A 16,200-nucleotide genomic window follows, 5' to 3' on the forward strand; every position below is an offset into this window, starting at 1 on the left:
TGTTATCTGCAAACGCACCCGGGGCTGTATGGGGGCCCGCCGTATTTCGGGCCCACCACCGCCCCACCCCACCCCACCCCACCGAAGGCCGGTGCCCCAAGGGGCACCGGCCTTCGCAGCGAGGTGGACCAGCCAGGTCCAGCGGAGTCAGGCGGCGATCCCGGTGTCCTCCACCGACGCCCCGGCCACCGGCTCCCCCGCCGCCGTCCCGGCCTTCCGGTCGCGCATCACCAGCGTGGCCACCACCGCCGCCGCCAGCACCCCGATCGCGCTGATCGTGAAGGTCGTCGACATCGCCGAGGTGAAGGCCTCCCGGACGGTCCGGACGAGCCCGGCGTCCCCGTTGGCCAGTGCCAGCGCCCCGCCGACGGAGTGCTTCGCCTCCTCCGGCATCCCGGCGGGCATCTCGGCGGCGAAACCGCTCGACAGCAGCGAGCCCAGGATGGCGATGCCGAGCGCGGTACCGGCCTGCTGGATGGTGTCGTTCAGCGCCGAGCCGACGCCCGCCTGCTCCGGCGGGATGGTGCCCATCAGCGCGCCCACCGCCGCCGGCATCGCCAGGCCCGCGCCGAGGCCGAGCAGCCCGAGGGCGACCGCCGGGACGGTGAAGCCGGTGCCGGCGGTGACGGTGGTCAGCAGGGCGAAGGAGGCGGCCATGACGAGCATCCCGGTGAGGATGAGCAGGCGGTTGCCGATCGTGGCGGCGAACTTGGCGCCGACCCCGTTGCCGATCAGGGCGGCGATGGCCAGCGGCACGAACGCGAGGCCCGCCTTGACCGGCGAGTAGCCGAGCACGAACTGCAGGTACTGGGTGAGCACGAGCAGCAGGCCGCCGTTGCCGATCTGCACCAGGGTCAGCGACAGCGAGCCCCCGCTGAAGTTGCGGTGTTTGAAGAGCGCCAGCGGAACCATGGGCGCGGAGGTGATGTTCTCCCACGCCACGAACCCGCCGAGCGCGAGCACCGCGATGGCCAGGGTGACCAGGGACTGGCCGCCGAAGGCGCCGTACTGAGGGATCTCGATGATCCACCAGACCAGGGCGGTCATGCCGGCCGCGGAGAGCACCGCGCCGAGCGGGTCGGGCTTCTGCCACGGGCCCTTGGACTGCGGCATCAGCAGCAGGCCGGCCAGGATCGCCAGGGCGACGACCGGGACGTTGATGAAGAAGATCGAGTGCCAGGAGAAGTGGTTGATCAGCACGCCGCCGAGGACCGGGCTGCCGACCAGCCCCAGCATCGCCACCGAGCTCCAGGCGGCCATCGCCTTGTTGCGCTCGTCCTCGTCGAAGACGGTGATGAGGATCGACAGCGTCGAGGGCATGATCAGCGATCCGCCGACGCCCATGGCGACCCGGGCCGCGATCACCTCGCCGGGGTTGGTGCAGAAGGTGGCCGCGAGGGAGGCCGCCCCGAAGAGCAGCAGCCCGATGATCATGATCTTCCGGCGGCCGAAGCGGTCCCCGAGGCTGCCGGCGGTGAGCAGCAGCCCGGCGAAGACCAGGACGTAGGAGTCGAGGATCCACTGGGTGTCCTGGGCGCTGGCGCCGAGGTCCGCCGTCATCGAGGGCACGGCGACCGTGAGCGCCATGCTGTCGACCACCAGGACGAGCGAGCTCAGGCACAGCACGATCAGGATCCACCAGCGGTGCGGATTGCGGCCCTCGGTCGCGTTGAGCGCTGTCATCAGCCACCCCTCCATTCTGCGCACACCGTTCCCCCGGTGCGCACCCCGTTCCTTCGTTGCGCACACTGTATGCATGTCGGAACAGCGTGCGCAATATCCGAATCCTGTACGCTCAATGCGAACGGTGTACGCAGCGAAGCAGGAGCAGAGGGAAGGGGAGCCGCCATGGCCGCCGAAACGAACCCGATCCCGTCCGTATGGGCCCGTCGGCAGCGCGAGCCCGACCAGCCCGCACTCAGCCGGGCCGCGATCGTCCGCGAGGCGATCACCATGCTGGACGCCGAGGGCATCGAGGCCCTGAGCATGCGCAAGCTCGCCACCCGGCTGAACGCGGGCGCCACCTCCCTGTACCGGCACGTGGCGACCAAGGACGAGCTGATGGAACTCGCGGTGGACGAGGTCTTCGGCGAGATCACCCTCCCGCCCGCCGACAGCCCCGACTGGCGCGCCGCCGCCACCGAGGCCGCCGGCGCCTTCCGGGCGACGGCCCTGCGCCACCCCTGGCTGTCGTCCGTCCTCGGCCAGGCCGGCCTCGCCCACCTCGGCCCCAACCTGCTGTCCTACGGCGAGCGGCTGACCGCCTTCTTCACCTCGGCCGGCTTCCCCGAGCCGGTCCGGGCGATCGACACGGTCATCTCCTACGTCGTCGGCATGAGCACCACGGAGGCGGCCTGGCTCACCACCGTCGCCCGGGCCGGTGAGAGCGAGGCCGCGTTCGTCGCCCGGCTGATGCCCGCCGCCCGGGAGGCCACCGCGGGCTTCGCCCACCTCGCCGCCGCCTACTCGGCCGCTTCCGCGGACCCGGACCCGGCCGCCACGCGCGACGCCAAGTTCGCCTACGGCCTCGCCGTGGTCCTGGACGGCCTGGCCCTCCGTCTGCCCCGCTGACCCGCCGGCCGGACGACCCGCGGGCACTCCACTCGGCGCGCAGCCACCGCCCGCCCACCACGCCGGGCCGACCGGACCAAGCCGTCCAACTCCCCCGCAAAGGGACAGCGGTCGCGGCCCACGTACGGGCGCCCCCTCCCCGCCTGGCGAAATACCGGCGGTCGCGGGGTGGGGAGCGGGCACAATGGCCTAGTGATGGTGGGCCGTCCGGTGTCGGGGGGCCAGGGAATGGAGGCCCGGGTGAGCGATCTTCCGCGCAAGGCAGTGACCCGCACGGCACGGCTCGCCGCCCTGCCGCTGGGGATAGCCGGACGCGCCACACTCGGTCTGGGCAAGCGCATCGGCGGGCGCTCCGCCGAGGTGGTGACGGCCGAGCTCCAGCAGGCCACCGCCGACCAGCTGTTCAAGGTCCTGGGTGAACTCAAGGGCGGGGCCATGAAGTTCGGGCAGGTGCTGTCCGTCTTCGAGGCCGCGCTGCCCGAGGAGGTCGCCGGGCCGTACCGGGCCGCGCTCACCAAGCTGCAGGACGCCGCTCCCCCGATGCCCGCCGCCAAGGTGCACACCGCGCTCGCCCAGCGGCTCGGGGACGGCTGGCGCGAGCTGTTCCGGGAGTTCGACGACCGGCCGGCCGCGGCCGCCTCGATCGGGCAGGTGCACCGGGCCGTCTGGCACGACGGGCGCCGGGTCGCGGTCAAGGTGCAGTACCCGGGCGCGGGCGACGCGCTGCTCGCCGACCTGACGCAACTGAGCCGGGTGGCCTGGCTGTTGGGCCCGCTGATCCCGGGGCTGGACATCAAGCCGCTGATCGCCGAGCTGCGCGAACGAGTGTCGGAGGAACTGGACTACGAGCTGGAGGCGCAGGCCCAGCGCCGCCACGCCGAGGAGTTCGCCGGCGACCCGGACATCGTGGTGCCCGGCGTGGTGGCGCAGGCCGACCAGGTGCTGGTCACCGAGTGGATGGACGGCACCCCGCTGGCCGAGGTGATCACGGGCGGCACCCAGGAGGAGCGAGACCGTGCCGGGCAGTTGCTGGCCCGGTTCCTGTTCGCGGGCCCGTCCCGGACCGGCCTGCTGCACGCGGACCCGCACCCGGGCAACTTCCGGCTGCTGAAGGACGACGGCCCGGCGTCGGGCTGGCGGCTGGGGGTGCTGGACTTCGGCACGGTGGACCGGCTGCCGGGCGGGCTGCCCGCGCCGATCGGGGCGTCGCTGCGGATGGCCCTGGACGGCGACGCGGCGGGCGTGCTGAAGATGCTGCGCGAGGAGGGCTTCGTCAAGCCCTCGATCGAGCTGGACCCGGACGCGGTGCTGGACTACCTGCGGCCGATCATCGAGCCGGCCGCCGTGGACAGCTTCCACTTCACCCGGGCCTGGATGCGCGCGCAGGCGGCCCGGATCGCCGATCCGCGCTCGCCCGCCTACAACCTGGGCAAGCAACTGAACCTGCCGCCCGCGTACCTGCTGATCCATCGGGTGACGCTGAGCACCATCGGGGTGCTCTGCCAGTTGGGCGCCCAGGCGCCGTTCCGGGCGGAGATGCTGGCGTGGCTGCCCCAGTTCGCCGGTCGGGAGCCGGCGGGGACGGCGAAGCCGGCCGACCCAGTGGGGACGGCGAGACCGGCGGGGACGGCGAAGCCGGCCGGTCGCAAGCCGGCAGGCGGCGAGCCCGCCAACCGCACCCGCAAGAGCTGACCACAACGCCCCCGACGACCGCAGGCCGCTCCCCGTGACGGGGGGCGGCCTGCGGCACGACGGGGGTGGAACGCGGGGAGGCCCCGCGCCGCGACGAAAGCCGCGACGACAGCCACGGCTACATCAGGGCGACGGCGATCGCCTTGCGGGCCCGCAGCGAGGCGCGCTCGGCCCGCTGCTTGAGCCGGCGGGCCCGGGCGACCCGGGTGACGAGGCGTTGGTGCTCGGCCTCGTGCAGGCGCTCTTGCATATGGGCCCGGGCCAGGGATTCGTGGAGGAGTTGCATTTCGAGGGTCCTGTTCTGGATCTGAAGTTCGGTGGTCTGCTCAGCGCGGACGGTCGGATCGATGGCGACGGCGGTCATGTGGTGGTCCTGCTCGTGGTGCGTGCTCGGGAAGGGGGCTGGCCGGGCTGCGTCGGCCTTGGCGGCGGCGATCCGGACGGAACGGCGGAGGGAGCTGTCCAGCAGGGGCTGCTCTCCCCGGCGGACGGCCCTGGCGCCGTGGGCGGGGTTCACGCCATGACCTCGGTCTTGCGCGGACGGCCACGCGGCCGCTTGCGGGCCACGACGACACCCTGGACGAAGAGCTCGCCACCCCAGACGCCCCACGGCTCGCGCCGCTCCAGCGCACCGGTCAGACAGGCGTCCTTGACCGGGCAGGTGCCGCAGAGGGACTTCGCGTACTCGACGTCGGCGGGCGTCTCGGCGAAGAAGACCTCGGGGTCGAAGGCGCGGCAGGGGATGGGGAGCCCGAGCGCCTCGGCCTGCTCGATGGAGCTGATCTGCATGGAAAGAACCTCCGGGGGGTCGGCCTGGTCGGCCTTGGTGATCTGGCTTGTCGGCGGTACGGACGGGATGGGCGGCGTGATGACCGTGGACACTGTGGCGTCTTCCTCGTCTTCTCAGTGGTTCCGGCCCAGATGGCTGGTGGGTCTGGGCCGGAGGCCCCGGGGGGCCTGGGTGGTCTTGCGTACCGGACAAAACAGAAGGGCCGCGGATCCCGGTGTGACGGGTTCCGCGGCCCTGGAGGTGCCGACCTGAGGCTTACTCAGGTTCGTTCTCTCCAGGGTTCAGGCCCGCGGAAGGCCCGCATCCGGATGGCCGTGGCGCCCGCAAAGGCGGCCATGGCCTGGTTAATCTGCTGCTCGTTCTGCTTCTGGGTGCTTCCGGCACCGACGACCTGCGCATAGTCGCCATGCATGGCGGCTGCTACGACTGCCTTCGGTGCCTGGGTCGGTCGCTCATCACGCAGGGAGCGCGACGTGCCGAACGACGCCCAGTCGCCGGACAGACCGGCCTCGACGGAGGTGCCTTCGACGTTCCTGCCGCCCGCGGCGCAGACATCAGTGTGTCCAAGGCCACTGACAGCGGGGACGACGGAGACACCGGTGGTGTCGAGACCCAGACCGGTTCCACCGAGCTCGGCGAGCGCCCGCAGACGGGCGGCACGCAGGGAGGCAGCAACAACGGTCTGGCCAGTCATTTTGGTGATCATGATGTTTCCCACTGTCATCGCCTCCTCTCGGCGTCTCGCGGAGCCAGGTCGCCCCGGCTCCGAATGTTCGGATGTCTGTCTCGGTGAAGCTGTTGGGTGCAGGGGATTCGGCACAGGTGTCACCCCGTGCGATCTCGTCCCCTTGACCGCTCCGGCAGGCTATTGCGCTCCCGGTATGCCGCGCAAACTATTTTTCACGGCGGGTTCGAATGTCCCCCGAGCGGCCCCCGGGAGACTCCCCTGGACCGCGCCCGGACCGGCTCACGCCGGATCGACCGGCTCGCCGTCCTCGACGCCGTCCGGATCCTCCTCGGGCTCCTCCCCCGCACACAACGAGAGCACGGCCGCCCCGTACTTGTCCAGCTTCATCGCGCCGACCCCGGAGATCACGGCCAGCTCCTGGCGGCTGGCCGGCACGTCCTCGGCGATGGCCATGAGCGTGGCGTCGGTGAACACCACGTAGGCCGGCGCCCCCTGCTTCTTGGCCTGCCGGGCCCGCCACTCGCGCAGCCGCTCGTACAGCGCCTCGTCCATCGTGGACGGGCAGCTCTCGCAGCGGCGCAGCTTGCGCTCGACCGCCTCGGTGAGCACCTTCTCGCAGACCCGGCACTTGACCGGGCCGCGGACCCGCCGTCCGGCGGAGCGCTCGCCGGGCTCCACGCCCCCGCGCCCGCCCCGCCCGCCGGTGCGTGCGCCGGGGGCGCTGGAGCCGGGACGCAGCCCGTCCAGGAAGCGGCTGGGCTTGCGGCTGGCCCGGCCGCCCGGGGAGCGGCTGAGCGCCCAGGAGAGGGAGAGGTGCCTGCGGGCGCGGGTGACGCCGACGTAGAGGAGTCGGCGCTCCTCCTCGATCTGCTCGTCGGTCTTGGCGTAGATGATCGGCAGGGTGCCCTCGGTGAGGCCGACGAGGAAGACGGCGTCCCATTCGAGGCCCTTGGCGGCGTGCAGCGAGGCGAGGGTGACGCCTTCGACGGCGGGGGCGTGCTGGGCGGCGGCGCGGGCGTCGAGTTCGGCGACGTAGGCGGCGAGGTCGGCGCTGTGGCCGGCGGCGGTGCGGGTGCGCTCGAACTCCTCGGCGAGCCGGACGAGGGCGGCGAGGGACTCCCAGCGGTCGCGGACGGCGCCGGAGCCGGCGGGCGGTTCGGCGGTGAAGCCGCGGGCGGCGAGGACGGCGCGGACCTGGCCGGCGAGGTCGGGGGCGTCGGCGGTGAGCGGGTCGGCGCCGGCCCGGGCGGCGCCGCGCAGCAGGACGCCGGCGTCGCGGACCTCGGGGCGTTCGAAGAACCGCTCGGCGCCCTTGAGCTGGTAGGGGACGCCGAGGTCGGCGAGGGCCTGCTCGTAGACCTCGGACTGGCCGTTGGTGCGGAACAGGACGGCGACCTCGCTGGCGCGCACGCCGGTGGCGAGCAGGTCCTTGATCCGGCGGGCGGTGGTCTCGGCCTCGGTGGGCTCGTCCTCGTACTCGGTGTAGACGGGTTCGGGGCCGGCCTCGCGCTGGGAGACGAGTTCGAGGCGGTGGCGGGCGGCCTCGCCGCGGGCCTGGCTGAGCAGCCCGTTGGCGAGGTGGACGACCTGCGGGGTGGAGCGGTAGTCGCGGACCAGCTTGACGACCGTGGCCTCGGGGTGGTGGGTGCGGAAGTTGAGCAGGTAGTCGGGGGTGGCACCGGTGAAGGAGTAGATGGTCTGGCTGGCGTCGCCGACGACGCAGAGGCTGGCGCCGCCGCCGGGGCCGGTCCACTGGTCGAGCAGCCGCTGCTGGAGCGGCGAGACGTCCTGGTACTCGTCGACGGTGAAGTGCCGGTACTGGGAGCGGACCTGGTCCGCGATGTCGGGGCGGTCCTCCAGGATGGCGGCGGTGAGCAGCAGGACGTCCTCGAAGTCGATGACGCCGCGGCGGCTCTTGGTCTCCTCGTAGACGCGGTAGACCTGGGCGGTCTCGGCCGGGTCGCGGGGGGCTTCGCGGCCGGACTTCTGGACGGCGGCGGGGTAGTCGTCGGGGCCGAGCTGGGTGACCTTGGCCCATTCGATCTCGGCGGTGAGGTCGCGCAGTTCGGTGCGCTGGACGCGCAGGCCGCAGCGGCCGGCGGATTCGGCGACGAGCTGGACCTTGCGTTCGAGCAGCTGGGGCACGGGGCCGCCGACGGCGCGCGGCCAGAAGTACTGGAGCTGGCGCAGGGCGGCGGCGTGGAAGGTGCGGGCCTGGACGCCGTCGGCGCCGAGTTGGCGCAGTCGGCCGCGCATCTCGCCGGCGGCGCGGGCGGTGAAGGTGACGGCGAGGACCTGCTGGGGCTGGTACACGCCGCTGCGCACGCCGTAGGCGATCCGGTGGGTGATGGCGCGGGTCTTGCCGGTGCCGGCGCCGGCGAGGACGCAGACGGGCCCGTGCAGGGCGGTGGCGACGGCGCGCTGTTCGGGGTCGAGCCCGGCGAGCACGGCGTCGGGGCCCGTGGCGGCGGTGGGGTCGGCCCAGAGGGAGCCGTGGGGGCCGTCGGACGGGCTGCCGCTCAAGAGGTCTTCCTGCATGCTTTCCATCCTCTCAGCCCGCTGGGACAACGGGGGCGGGGTTGTCCACAGGCACGGTGTGATCGCAGGATGATCGCTGCGCACCGGGGCGCGCGGGGCCGTTCGGGCGCCGTCGTGGTGCGACGGAGCGTGGCCGTGCGGAATGACCGTCGCGCGGTGGGCGTTCCTGCCCTGAGACCGTACGCCCTCTTCCTGAAGGAGCCTCCTCGATGTCCGGCAGCGTGACGATGTACAGCACGACCTGGTGCGGGTACTGCAACCGACTCAAGAGCCAGATGGACCGGGAGGGGATCGGCTACACGGAGGTCAACATCGAGGAGGACCCGGCGTCGGCGTCGTTCGTCGAGTCGGTCAACGGCGGCAACCAGACCGTGCCGACGGTGCTGGTGACGCCGAACGCCGGCGGCGAGCGGGTCGTGATGACCAACCCGAGCCTGCTGCAGGTGAAGAAGGCCCTCGGGGTCTGAGTGGTCCGAGCGGCCCGCGCGGGCATGAGCGGGCTTGAACGGCCTGAGCGGGGCCGGCCCGGCCCGGGGTCCGGGCCGGCGCGCGTCACTGCGCGTCGGCCCTGGCGGGGTCGACGGGTGCGGCGGGCGCGGGCAGGGTGGCGCGCGCGCCGAGGTCGCCGATGCCGTAGACGAGCCGGCTGCGGTCGGCCGAGTAGCGGGTCTCGATGACCCGGACGGGCCCGCGCCGGTCGTAGGTGACGCGGGTCTGGACCATCAGCGGCACGCCGGGGCCGCCCTGGAACCACTGGGCCTCCTCGGGGCCGGGCATCCGGGCGACCAGGTGGTCGACGGCGCCGATCTCGGTGCGGCCGAGTTCGTTGAGGACGGCCTCGTCGCCGCCCTCGACCGGGTCGGGTTCCATCAGCGGGGTGCCGGCGGCGAGTCCGGCCCGGTAGTGGCTCTCCTCGATGGAGTACGGCTCGCGGTCGAGCAGGCGCAGTTGGCGGCGGACCACGATGGCCTCGCCGGGGCGCAGTCCGAGCCGTTCGGCGATGTCGACCCGGGCCCGGACGATCATCATCTCGAAGTCGGTGGTGAGTTCGCGGCCGGCCTCGGCGGCCTCGCCGAGGTAGACGGCGGAGGGCACGGCCAGGCAGTCCCGGGGGGCGGGGGCCAGGGTGGGGCCGTAGGCGCGGTGGTCCAGGACGGGGTGTTCCCGCAGGTAGGTGCCCTTGCCCTGGAGGCGGACCAGGCGGCCTTCGTTGACCAGGACGTCGACGGCGAGCCGGACGGTGTTGCGGGCGACTCCGTACTGGCGTTCCAGTTCGCTCTCGACCGGGAGTGCGGCGTCGGCGGTGAACTCGCCCTCGGCGATCCGGCGGCGCAGGTCGGCGGCGAGACGCTGGTATTTGGGGGATTGGGCGGTGCCCCGGGGGATTGTCACCCGAGTGAATGTAGCGAGCGCGATGGCGGGGTTTCAGCCGTTTCCGGCAATGTCGTCCGCGCGGGTTGACGACGGCCGCGGGGTGGCGGGCGGCGGTAGCAGAACTGGCCCGTCCGGCCACGAACATCTGATCGTGTCGGATTCGGGAAGGAAGGGAAAAGAAAAACGGGGGCGCGCGGGATAACCCGCACGCCCCCCATTCGTCGGGGATTACCAGCGCGCCGCCGACGGCAGCGGTCCGCCGTACCAGAGCTCGACCAGGTGGCGTGCGATCGAGATCCCGGAGGGCGGCAGGATCTCCCCCGCCTCCATCCCGGCCCGCAGCTCGTCACGGGAGAACCAGCGCGCCTCGGCCAGCTCCTCGCCGTCCACGGTGATCGCCGTGCCGCCCGGCAGCGCCCGGCCCGTGAAGCCGAGCATCAGGCTCGACGGGAAGGGCCAGGGCTGGCTGGCGACGTAGCGCACCTCGCCGACCCGCACGCCGGCCTCCTCGTGCACCTCGCGCACCACCGCCTGCTCGATCGACTCCCCCGGCTCGACGAAGCCGGCCAGGGTGGACCAGCGGCCCTCCGGCCACAGCGCCTGACGGCCGAGCAGGCAGCGGTCCTGCTCGTCGGTGATCACCATGATCACCGCCGGGTCGGTGCGCGGGTAGTGCTCGGCCGCGCAGGAGGTGCAGCGCCGCACGTGCCCGGCGCCGGCCTTCTCGGTCGGGTGCCCGCAGCGCGAGCAGAAGCTGTGCAGCCGGTGCCAGTGCTCCAGCGCGACGGCGTGCACCAGCAGTCCGGCGTCCCGGTCCGACAGCAGCGCGCCGACCTCGCGCAGCCCGGCCGGGCGGGCGTCGCCGTCCAGCCGCCCGGGCAGGCTCTCCCCGGCCAGCGCGAAGTACGAGACGCCGTCCTCGTCGGTGCCGAGGAAGTACCGGTCCCCGGTCTGCGGCGCCTCGAAGGAGGGCATCAGCACGAGTTCGGTGCCCTGCGCGGTGTCGACGACGAACGCCTCGCCGCCGGCGATCGGCAGCACCCGGGTGGCCGGGTGGCTCCAGGCCGCGGCCAGCCAGGGCTCGTCGAGCCGGTGCTCGGCCGCCCGGTCCACCCCGGCCCGGGCCAGTGCCAGGTTCAGTGGGCGTTCGGTCTCAGGCACGGTGCTCACTTCGTTCCATCCCCACGTGATGAATCATCCGGATGAGTGATCTGACTGCCATGGTGTGCCCGCGCGGGATCACGCGCCGGGCCGGAAGTTCTCGGCCAGGTCCCCCCACAGGTACGCGGCCGTCTCCACGCCCTTGGCCAGCAGGTCCAGTTCGACCTTCTCGTTGACCGAGTGCCAGCCGTCCGAGGGCACCGAGATGCCGAGGAACAGCACCGGCGCGCCGAGCACGTCCTGGAGGTCGGCGGCCGGGCCGGAGCCGCCCTCGCGGGTGAAGAGGATCTTCTGCCCGAAGGCCCGGCCCATGGCGCGGACGGTGGACTGCAGCGCCGGGTGGTCCAGCGGGGTCAGGCAGGGCCGGGTCGCGCCCGGGAAGGTCAGCTCGTGGCGGACGCCCTCGGGCACCCGCGCGGCCACCCACTCCCGGACGGCCTCGCGCACCTTCTCCACCTCCTGCCCGGCGACCAGCCGGAAGGACAGCTTGAGGTGCGCCGAGGACGGCACGATGGTCTTGCCGCCGGGGCCGGTGTAGCCGCCCCAGACGCCGTTGACCTCGGCGGTCGGGCGGGCCCAGACCCGCTCCAGGGTGGAGTAGCCGGCCTCGCCCCGGGTGCCGTACGACTTGGCGACCCTGAGCCACTGCGCCTCGTCGAAGGGCAGTTCGGCGAACAGCTCGCGCTCGCGGTCGGTCAGCTCGATCACGCCGTCGTAGAAGCCCGGGATGTCCACCCGGCGGTCGGCGTCGTGCAGGCCGGTCGCCAGCTCGGCGGCGACCTGCGCCGGGTTGGGGACGGCGCCGCCGAAGGAGCCGGAGTGGATGTCGGTGTCCGGGCCGTACAGGTCGATCTGGGCGTCGGCCAGGCCCCGCATGCCGGTGCACACGGTCGGCGTGGTCTCGGACCACATGCCGGTGTCCGAGATGACCACCACGTCGGCGGCCAGCCGCCCGGCCTCGCGCCGGACCAGGTCGGCGAAGTGCGGCGAGCCGGACTCCTCCTCGCCCTCGATCAGCAGCTTGAGGTTGACGGCCGGCGCGGTGCGGCCGGTCGCGGCCAGGTGGGCGCGCACGCCCAGGGTGTGGAAGAACACCTGGCCCTTGTCGTCGGCCGCGCCGCGGGCGAACAGCCGCCCGCCGACCACGGTCGGGGTGAACGGCTCCGTCTCCCAGCCGTCCTCCTTCGCGGCGGGCTGCACGTCGTGGTGCCCGTAGACCAGGACGGTCGGCGCGGACGAGTCCCCGGAGGGCCACTCGGCGAACACCGCCGGCAGGCCGTCGGTCTCCCACACCTCGGCCACCGGGAAGCCGGTGTCGCGCAGCTTGGCGGCCAGCCACTCGGCGGAGCGCCGCACGTCGCCGGCGCGGGCCGGGTCGGCGGAGACCGAGGGAATGGCCAGCCACTCGGAGAGGTCGGCGAGGAAACCGGCCTGGTGCTGGTCGATGAAGGAGCGGACGACGCTGTCCGGAGTTCTCGTCATACCGACGACTTTAGTTCGCCCGTGCGGGTGCCCGCCCCGGCCGTCCGGCTGCCGGGCGCCGTTGGGGCTGTAACCTCCGTCACCCCCGCCCGCGCCCCCGGATTGGAGGGGGCGCGGACGGGGGTGACGGGAGGGTGCACGGACCTCAGCCGGAGCGGCGCAGCAGCGAGATCCGCGAGCGGGTGAGCAGCGCGGCCAGGCCCGCCGCGAGCAGCGGCAGCGCCACCACGGTGAACCCGATGGTGAGCCACGGGAGGACCACGACCGACTTGTTGGCGATCATCTCGGCGGGCATCCCGGGGACGGTGGCCGCCGCACCCTGGACCTTGCGCAGGGCCACCGCCGGCACGATCCCGCAGACGGTGCCGAGCAGGGTGCCCATGGCCGCGATCACCCCGCACTGGAAGCCGGACAGCGTGCGCCGGATCCGGGGCTCGGCGCCGACCGCCGCGAGGGTGGTCAGGTCGCGCTGGGAGTCGGCGGCGGCGAGTCCGGTGGCGATGCCGGCCGCGCCGAGGGCGACGATGCCGGCGAAGATCGACAGCCCGAGGCCGATCAGGTCGGCCCTGGACTGGTAGCCGCGCTCGATCGAGAGGACCTCCTGGTCGGTGAGCTTGGCCAGCGCCCCGTTGGCCTTCTGCTGGGAGCCGTCGGAGGGGGAGCTGTCGGGCAGCCAGACCGAGCCGGCCGGGGCGGTGGTGAGGCCGAGCCGGGTGGCGGTGTCGGGGCTGATCACGGCCTGGCCGCTGGCCGGCACCGCCGCGGACGCGAGGACGGCGTCGACGGAGATCTCGGTGTGGCCGCGCTTCCTGGGGGACGGCCCGTGGGACGACCCGTCGGTCTCCTCCATCGGATCGTTCAACTCGACCGCGATCTTGCCGTCCTTGAGGTAGCGCGCGTCGAAGACCACGGCCTTGCCGGCGGCGAGGGCCTGCCCGGCGGCCGGGTCGGTGACGCCGTAGAGGTTGTGCAGCAGGGTGGCGTCGCCCGCGGAGAGGTTGCTGAACTGGTTGCCGCGGTGGCCCGAGACCTGGCAGCGCGGGTCGGTGCCGAGGATGCGCTCCGTCTCGCTGGTGCTGCGCTCGGTGTCGTCGAGGACGGGGCAGCGCAGTTCCTCGGGCAGCGCGACCTGGATGTAGCCGCAGCTGCTGCCGCCGTCGGCGCAGTCGCCCTTGTAGTTGACGCGCTGGACGTCGGCGCGCGGCCCGAGGGCGGGGATGTTGCGTTCCACCGCGTCGCGCATCTGCGGCAGCAGATTGCCCTCGGAGGCGGGCAGCCAGCCGCTGCCGAGCAGGACGGCGCCGGAGGGGGCGGCGGCGGTGTACTCGCGGCGGTTCCCCTCGTCGTAGCTGGCGAGGTAGACGCTGACCGCGACGGTGCCGGCGACGGCGGCCATCACGGCGGCGACGGCGGGCGCGGTGCGGCCGCGGTGGCGCACCGAGTCGCGCAGGGCGAGCCGGGGGCCGAGCGAGAGCCAGCGGCCGAGCCGGCCGAACAGGCCGACCAGGTAGGGCGTCAGGGCGACCATGCCGAGTTCGGCGACGGCCGAGCCGCCGAGGACGGACAGGCTGCGGTTGGCGAAGCCGCTGGTGGCGCCGAGCAGGGCGAGCGCGGAGCCGCCGCCGAGCATCAGCAGGCCGACCACGGCGAGCCTGCGGCTCGGGGGCTTGAGCGAGTCGCGGCCGGTGAGCGCAGCGACGACGTCCTGGCGGGAGGCCTGGACGGCGGGCACGACGGCGGCGAGCAGGCCGGTGACCAGGCCGACCAGGAGCACGCCGAGCAGGTCGAGCGGCTGGAGGTTGAAGTGGCCGAAGCGCTGGCCGGCGTACTCCTCGGCCCGGGTGCGCAGCAGGGCGACCAGGCCGATGCCGAGTCCGAGGCCGACGACGGCGCCGGTGACGCCGAGGACGATGCCGCCGCCGAGGACGACGGCGCGGATGTTGGCGCGCTCACCGCCGCCGGCGGCGAGCAGGCCGAGCTGCCGCCGGGAGCGCCTGGCCCCGACGGCGAAGGCGGGGCCCGCGAGGAGGACGATCTCCAGCAGGGCCATGCCGACGACGGTGGCGAGGATGACGACGGAGGTGCGGTCGAGGTAGCCGGGGGTGGGGCCGCCGCGCTTGTCGGCCTCGACGTAGTAGGGGACGTCGGCGCGGGCCGGCGGGTCGAGCAGGACGGCGCGGGAGGCGAGGGCGAAGCCGTAGCCGCCCAGTTCGGTGACCTTGGGCCAGTCGAGGGTGGCGCCGGCGGGGAGCTTGACGAGCCAGCGGGTGGGCGCGTCGGTGCCGGCGTTGCGGCTGCGGTCGGCGCCGGGGAGCTTGGCGAGCTTGCTGATCAGGGTGCCGGGCCGGGCGATGATCTCGGTGGCCGTCAGTTCACCGGGGTACTCGACGACGCCGGTGATGGTGAAGGGGCTGTCCTCCAGGCCGCGGACGGCGGTCCGGTCGCCGATCTTGAGGCCGGAGCGGGTGAGGAAGTCCCGGGTGACGGCGGCTTCGCCGTCGGTGGCGGGGGCGCGGCCCTTGACCAGGTTGACGCGGCCGTTCCAGACCGGGTCGGTGAGGTCCAGTTCGGTGGTCCCGGTGCTGAGCAGGCCCTGGGAGCTGCCGGCGGCGATGTAGGGGCCCTGCCGCTCGGGTACGAGGGTGGCGCCGGGCGGGAGCAGCTGCTTCGCCAGTTCGGCGGGCTCGGTGTCGAGGCTGCGCTGCTGGGCGGGGGTGTACTGGGGGGCGGCGCCGTTCTTCGCCTCGTCCTTGGCGCTCTTGGTGGTCATTCCCTTGTCGGGGTCGGGCGCCTGGAGGACGGTGGAGCCGCGTTCGACCATCTGCAGTTCGCCGGCGGCCTGGCCCATGACGCGCACGACGTGTTCGGCGGGTTCGAGGTCGGCGCTGCGGAAGACCACGTCGGCGCCGGTGACGCCGAGGACGGGCAGCGCGACCATGGCGATGACCAGGGCGCTGCGGCCCTTGGCCCGCAGGGCGTCGCGGCGGGCGATGCGCAGGGCGACCCGCCAGGCGCTGAGCTTCACTCGTCCACCTTCATGCTGTTGGTGGCGGCGCTGACGAGCAGGCTGGCGGCGTCCTGGCTGACGCTCTCGTCGACCATGCGGCCGTCGCGCAGGAAGACCACGCGGTCGGCCCAGGCGGCGTGCCGGGCCTCGTGGGTGACCATCATGGCGGCGGCGCCGGCGTCGCAGCGGGCGCGCAGGACGGCGAGGACGGCCTCGCCGGTGGTGGAGTCGAGGGCGCCGGTGGGCTCGTCGGCGAGGACGAGGCGGCGCTCGCCGATGAGGGCGCGGGCGATGGCGACGCGCTGCTGCTGGCCGCCGGACATGTCGTCGGGGAAGCGGTCGGCGAGCTCGGGGATGCCGAGCTCCTCCAGGGCGGCGAGCGCCTCGCGGCGGGCGGCGCGGGCGGAGAGGCCGTCGAGTTCGCGCGGCAGCGAGATGTTCTCGCCGGCGGTGAGGGCCGGTATCAGGTTGTAGTCCTGGAAGACGTAGCCGATGGAGCGGCGGCGGACCTGGGCGAGCCGCTTGCGGTTGAGCCCGCCGAGGGCGACGCCCTCGACGAGGACCTGGCCGGTGGTCGGGGTGTCCAGTCCGCCGGCGAGGGTGAGGAGCGTCGACTTGCCGGAGCCGGACGGGCCCATGACGGCGACGAACTCGCCGGGGTGGACCTTGAGGTCGATGCCGCGCAGGGCTTGGACCTCCGCGGCGCCTTGGCCGTGGACTCGGGTGACGTTCTCCAGGTGCAGTACCGGCGTCTGCCGGGCCGGGTCGGTGTGGGACATGGTTCCCCCCTTGTGCTGGTGGTGGGCTCGGCGTCGGGTCCGGGCCGATGGTTCGGGTGGCCGCCGGGGTCAGGTGCGTCAGCGGCGGCGGGCGGGGTCGGGTGCGTGGGCTACGGCG

At 73.4% G+C, this 16,200-nt stretch carries 13 protein-coding genes; 3 read left to right on the top strand and 10 right to left on the bottom strand.

Going from position 1 to position 16,200, the window contains the following annotated elements; translation table 11 throughout:
- Window positions 1–147 precede the first annotated feature (147 nt).
- On the bottom strand, window positions 148–1,683 hold the full coding sequence (locus ACFWPI_RS34420) for an MFS transporter (RefSeq protein ID WP_380378172.1): 1,536 nt from the start codon (window positions 1,681–1,683) through the stop codon (window positions 148–150).
- Window positions 1,684–1,848: 165 nt separating this feature from the next.
- On the opposite strand from ACFWPI_RS34420, the gene ACFWPI_RS34425 reads away from it, so the two are divergent.
- The gene (locus ACFWPI_RS34425) at window positions 1,849–2,571 is read left to right on the top strand and encodes a TetR/AcrR family transcriptional regulator (RefSeq protein ID WP_063347900.1); all 723 of its coding nucleotides are present in this window, start codon (window positions 1,849–1,851) and stop codon (window positions 2,569–2,571) included.
- Window positions 2,572–2,811: 240 nt separating this feature from the next.
- The gene (locus tag ACFWPI_RS34430) at window positions 2,812–4,263 is read left to right on the top strand and encodes an ABC1 kinase family protein (protein WP_380378174.1); all 1,452 of its coding nucleotides are present in this window, start codon (window positions 2,812–2,814) and stop codon (window positions 4,261–4,263) included.
- Between the two features lie 118 nt (window positions 4,264–4,381).
- Here ACFWPI_RS34430 and ACFWPI_RS34435 read toward each other — a convergent pair whose 3' ends face one another.
- The 4 genes from ACFWPI_RS34435 to ACFWPI_RS34450 form a co-directional block, all read right to left on the bottom strand.
- The gene (locus ACFWPI_RS34435; RefSeq protein ID WP_380378194.1) at window positions 4,382–4,627 is read right to left on the bottom strand and encodes a hypothetical protein; all 246 of its coding nucleotides are present in this window, start codon (window positions 4,625–4,627) and stop codon (window positions 4,382–4,384) included.
- A 149-nt stretch (window positions 4,628–4,776) separates the two neighbouring features.
- The gene (locus tag ACFWPI_RS34440) at window positions 4,777–5,145 is read right to left on the bottom strand and encodes a WhiB family transcriptional regulator (RefSeq protein ID WP_371517211.1); all 369 of its coding nucleotides are present in this window, start codon (window positions 5,143–5,145) and stop codon (window positions 4,777–4,779) included.
- Window positions 5,146–5,312: 167 nt separating this feature from the next.
- Window positions 5,313–5,759 (bottom strand): hypothetical protein, encoded by a 447-nt coding sequence (locus tag ACFWPI_RS34445; RefSeq protein ID WP_380341433.1) that lies wholly within the window; start codon window positions 5,757–5,759, stop codon window positions 5,313–5,315.
- Window positions 5,760–6,020: 261 nt separating this feature from the next.
- Entirely contained in the window at window positions 6,021–8,288 is a 2,268-nt protein-coding gene (locus tag ACFWPI_RS34450) for an ATP-dependent DNA helicase UvrD2 (RefSeq protein ID WP_079135640.1), read from the bottom strand.
- Window positions 8,289–8,488: 200 nt separating this feature from the next.
- Here ACFWPI_RS34450 and ACFWPI_RS34455 point away from each other — a divergent pair, with 200 nt between their 5' ends.
- On the top strand, window positions 8,489–8,746 hold the full coding sequence (locus ACFWPI_RS34455; protein WP_063347903.1) for a mycoredoxin: 258 nt from the start codon (window positions 8,489–8,491) through the stop codon (window positions 8,744–8,746).
- 85 nt (window positions 8,747–8,831) lie between these two features.
- On the opposite strand, the gene ACFWPI_RS34460 is transcribed toward ACFWPI_RS34455, so the two are convergent.
- The 5 genes from ACFWPI_RS34460 to ACFWPI_RS34480 form a co-directional block, all read right to left on the bottom strand.
- Complete coding sequence (locus ACFWPI_RS34460; RefSeq protein WP_363372614.1) at window positions 8,832–9,671, bottom strand: GntR family transcriptional regulator; 840 nt, start codon at window positions 9,669–9,671, stop codon at window positions 8,832–8,834.
- A gap of 210 nt (window positions 9,672–9,881) precedes the next feature.
- The gene (gene nudC / locus ACFWPI_RS34465; RefSeq protein WP_208869073.1) at window positions 9,882–10,823 is read right to left on the bottom strand and encodes an NAD(+) diphosphatase; all 942 of its coding nucleotides are present in this window, start codon (window positions 10,821–10,823) and stop codon (window positions 9,882–9,884) included.
- Between the two features lie 69 nt (window positions 10,824–10,892).
- Window positions 10,893–12,296, bottom strand: coding sequence for a dipeptidase (locus ACFWPI_RS34470; protein WP_380378176.1), 1,404 nt, complete (start codon window positions 12,294–12,296; stop codon window positions 10,893–10,895).
- Between the two features lie 145 nt (window positions 12,297–12,441).
- The gene (locus ACFWPI_RS34475) at window positions 12,442–15,321 is read right to left on the bottom strand and encodes an FtsX-like permease family protein (protein WP_380378178.1); all 2,880 of its coding nucleotides are present in this window, start codon (window positions 15,319–15,321) and stop codon (window positions 12,442–12,444) included.
- Window positions 15,318–16,082 (bottom strand): ABC transporter ATP-binding protein, encoded by a 765-nt coding sequence (locus tag ACFWPI_RS34480; protein ID WP_063347908.1) that lies wholly within the window; start codon window positions 16,080–16,082, stop codon window positions 15,318–15,320. Before ACFWPI_RS34480 ends, ACFWPI_RS34475 begins: the two co-directional genes overlap by 4 nt.
- Window positions 16,083–16,200: the final 118 nt, after the last annotated feature.

Source organism: Kitasatospora sp. NPDC058492 (assembly GCF_042720685.1).
In the GTDB taxonomy this organism is placed as follows: Bacteria; Actinomycetota; Actinomycetes; order Streptomycetales; family Streptomycetaceae; genus Kitasatospora.

Excerpts from the sequence above, each read along its gene's own strand:
- ACFWPI_RS34420 (WP_380378172.1), bottom strand. The coding sequence starts at position 1,683 with ATGACAGCGCTCAACGCGACCGAGGGCCGCAATCCGCACCGCTGGTGG.
- ACFWPI_RS34425 (WP_063347900.1), top strand. The coding sequence starts at position 1,849 with ATGGCCGCCGAAACGAACCCGATCCCGTCCGTATGGGCCCGTCGGCAG.
- ACFWPI_RS34435 (WP_380378194.1), bottom strand. The coding sequence starts at position 4,627 with ATGACCGCCGTCGCCATCGATCCGACCGTCCGCGCTGAGCAGACCACC.
- ACFWPI_RS34445 (WP_380341433.1), bottom strand. The coding sequence starts at position 5,759 with ATGATCACCAAAATGACTGGCCAGACCGTTGTTGCTGCCTCCCTGCGT.
- ACFWPI_RS34450 (WP_079135640.1), bottom strand. The coding sequence starts at position 8,288 with ATGGAAAGCATGCAGGAAGACCTCTTGAGCGGCAGCCCGTCCGACGGC.
- ACFWPI_RS34455 (WP_063347903.1), top strand. The coding sequence starts at position 8,489 with ATGTCCGGCAGCGTGACGATGTACAGCACGACCTGGTGCGGGTACTGC.
- ACFWPI_RS34470 (WP_380378176.1), bottom strand. The coding sequence starts at position 12,296 with ATGACGAGAACTCCGGACAGCGTCGTCCGCTCCTTCATCGACCAGCAC.
- ACFWPI_RS34480 (WP_063347908.1), bottom strand. The coding sequence starts at position 16,082 with ATGTCCCACACCGACCCGGCCCGGCAGACGCCGGTACTGCACCTGGAG.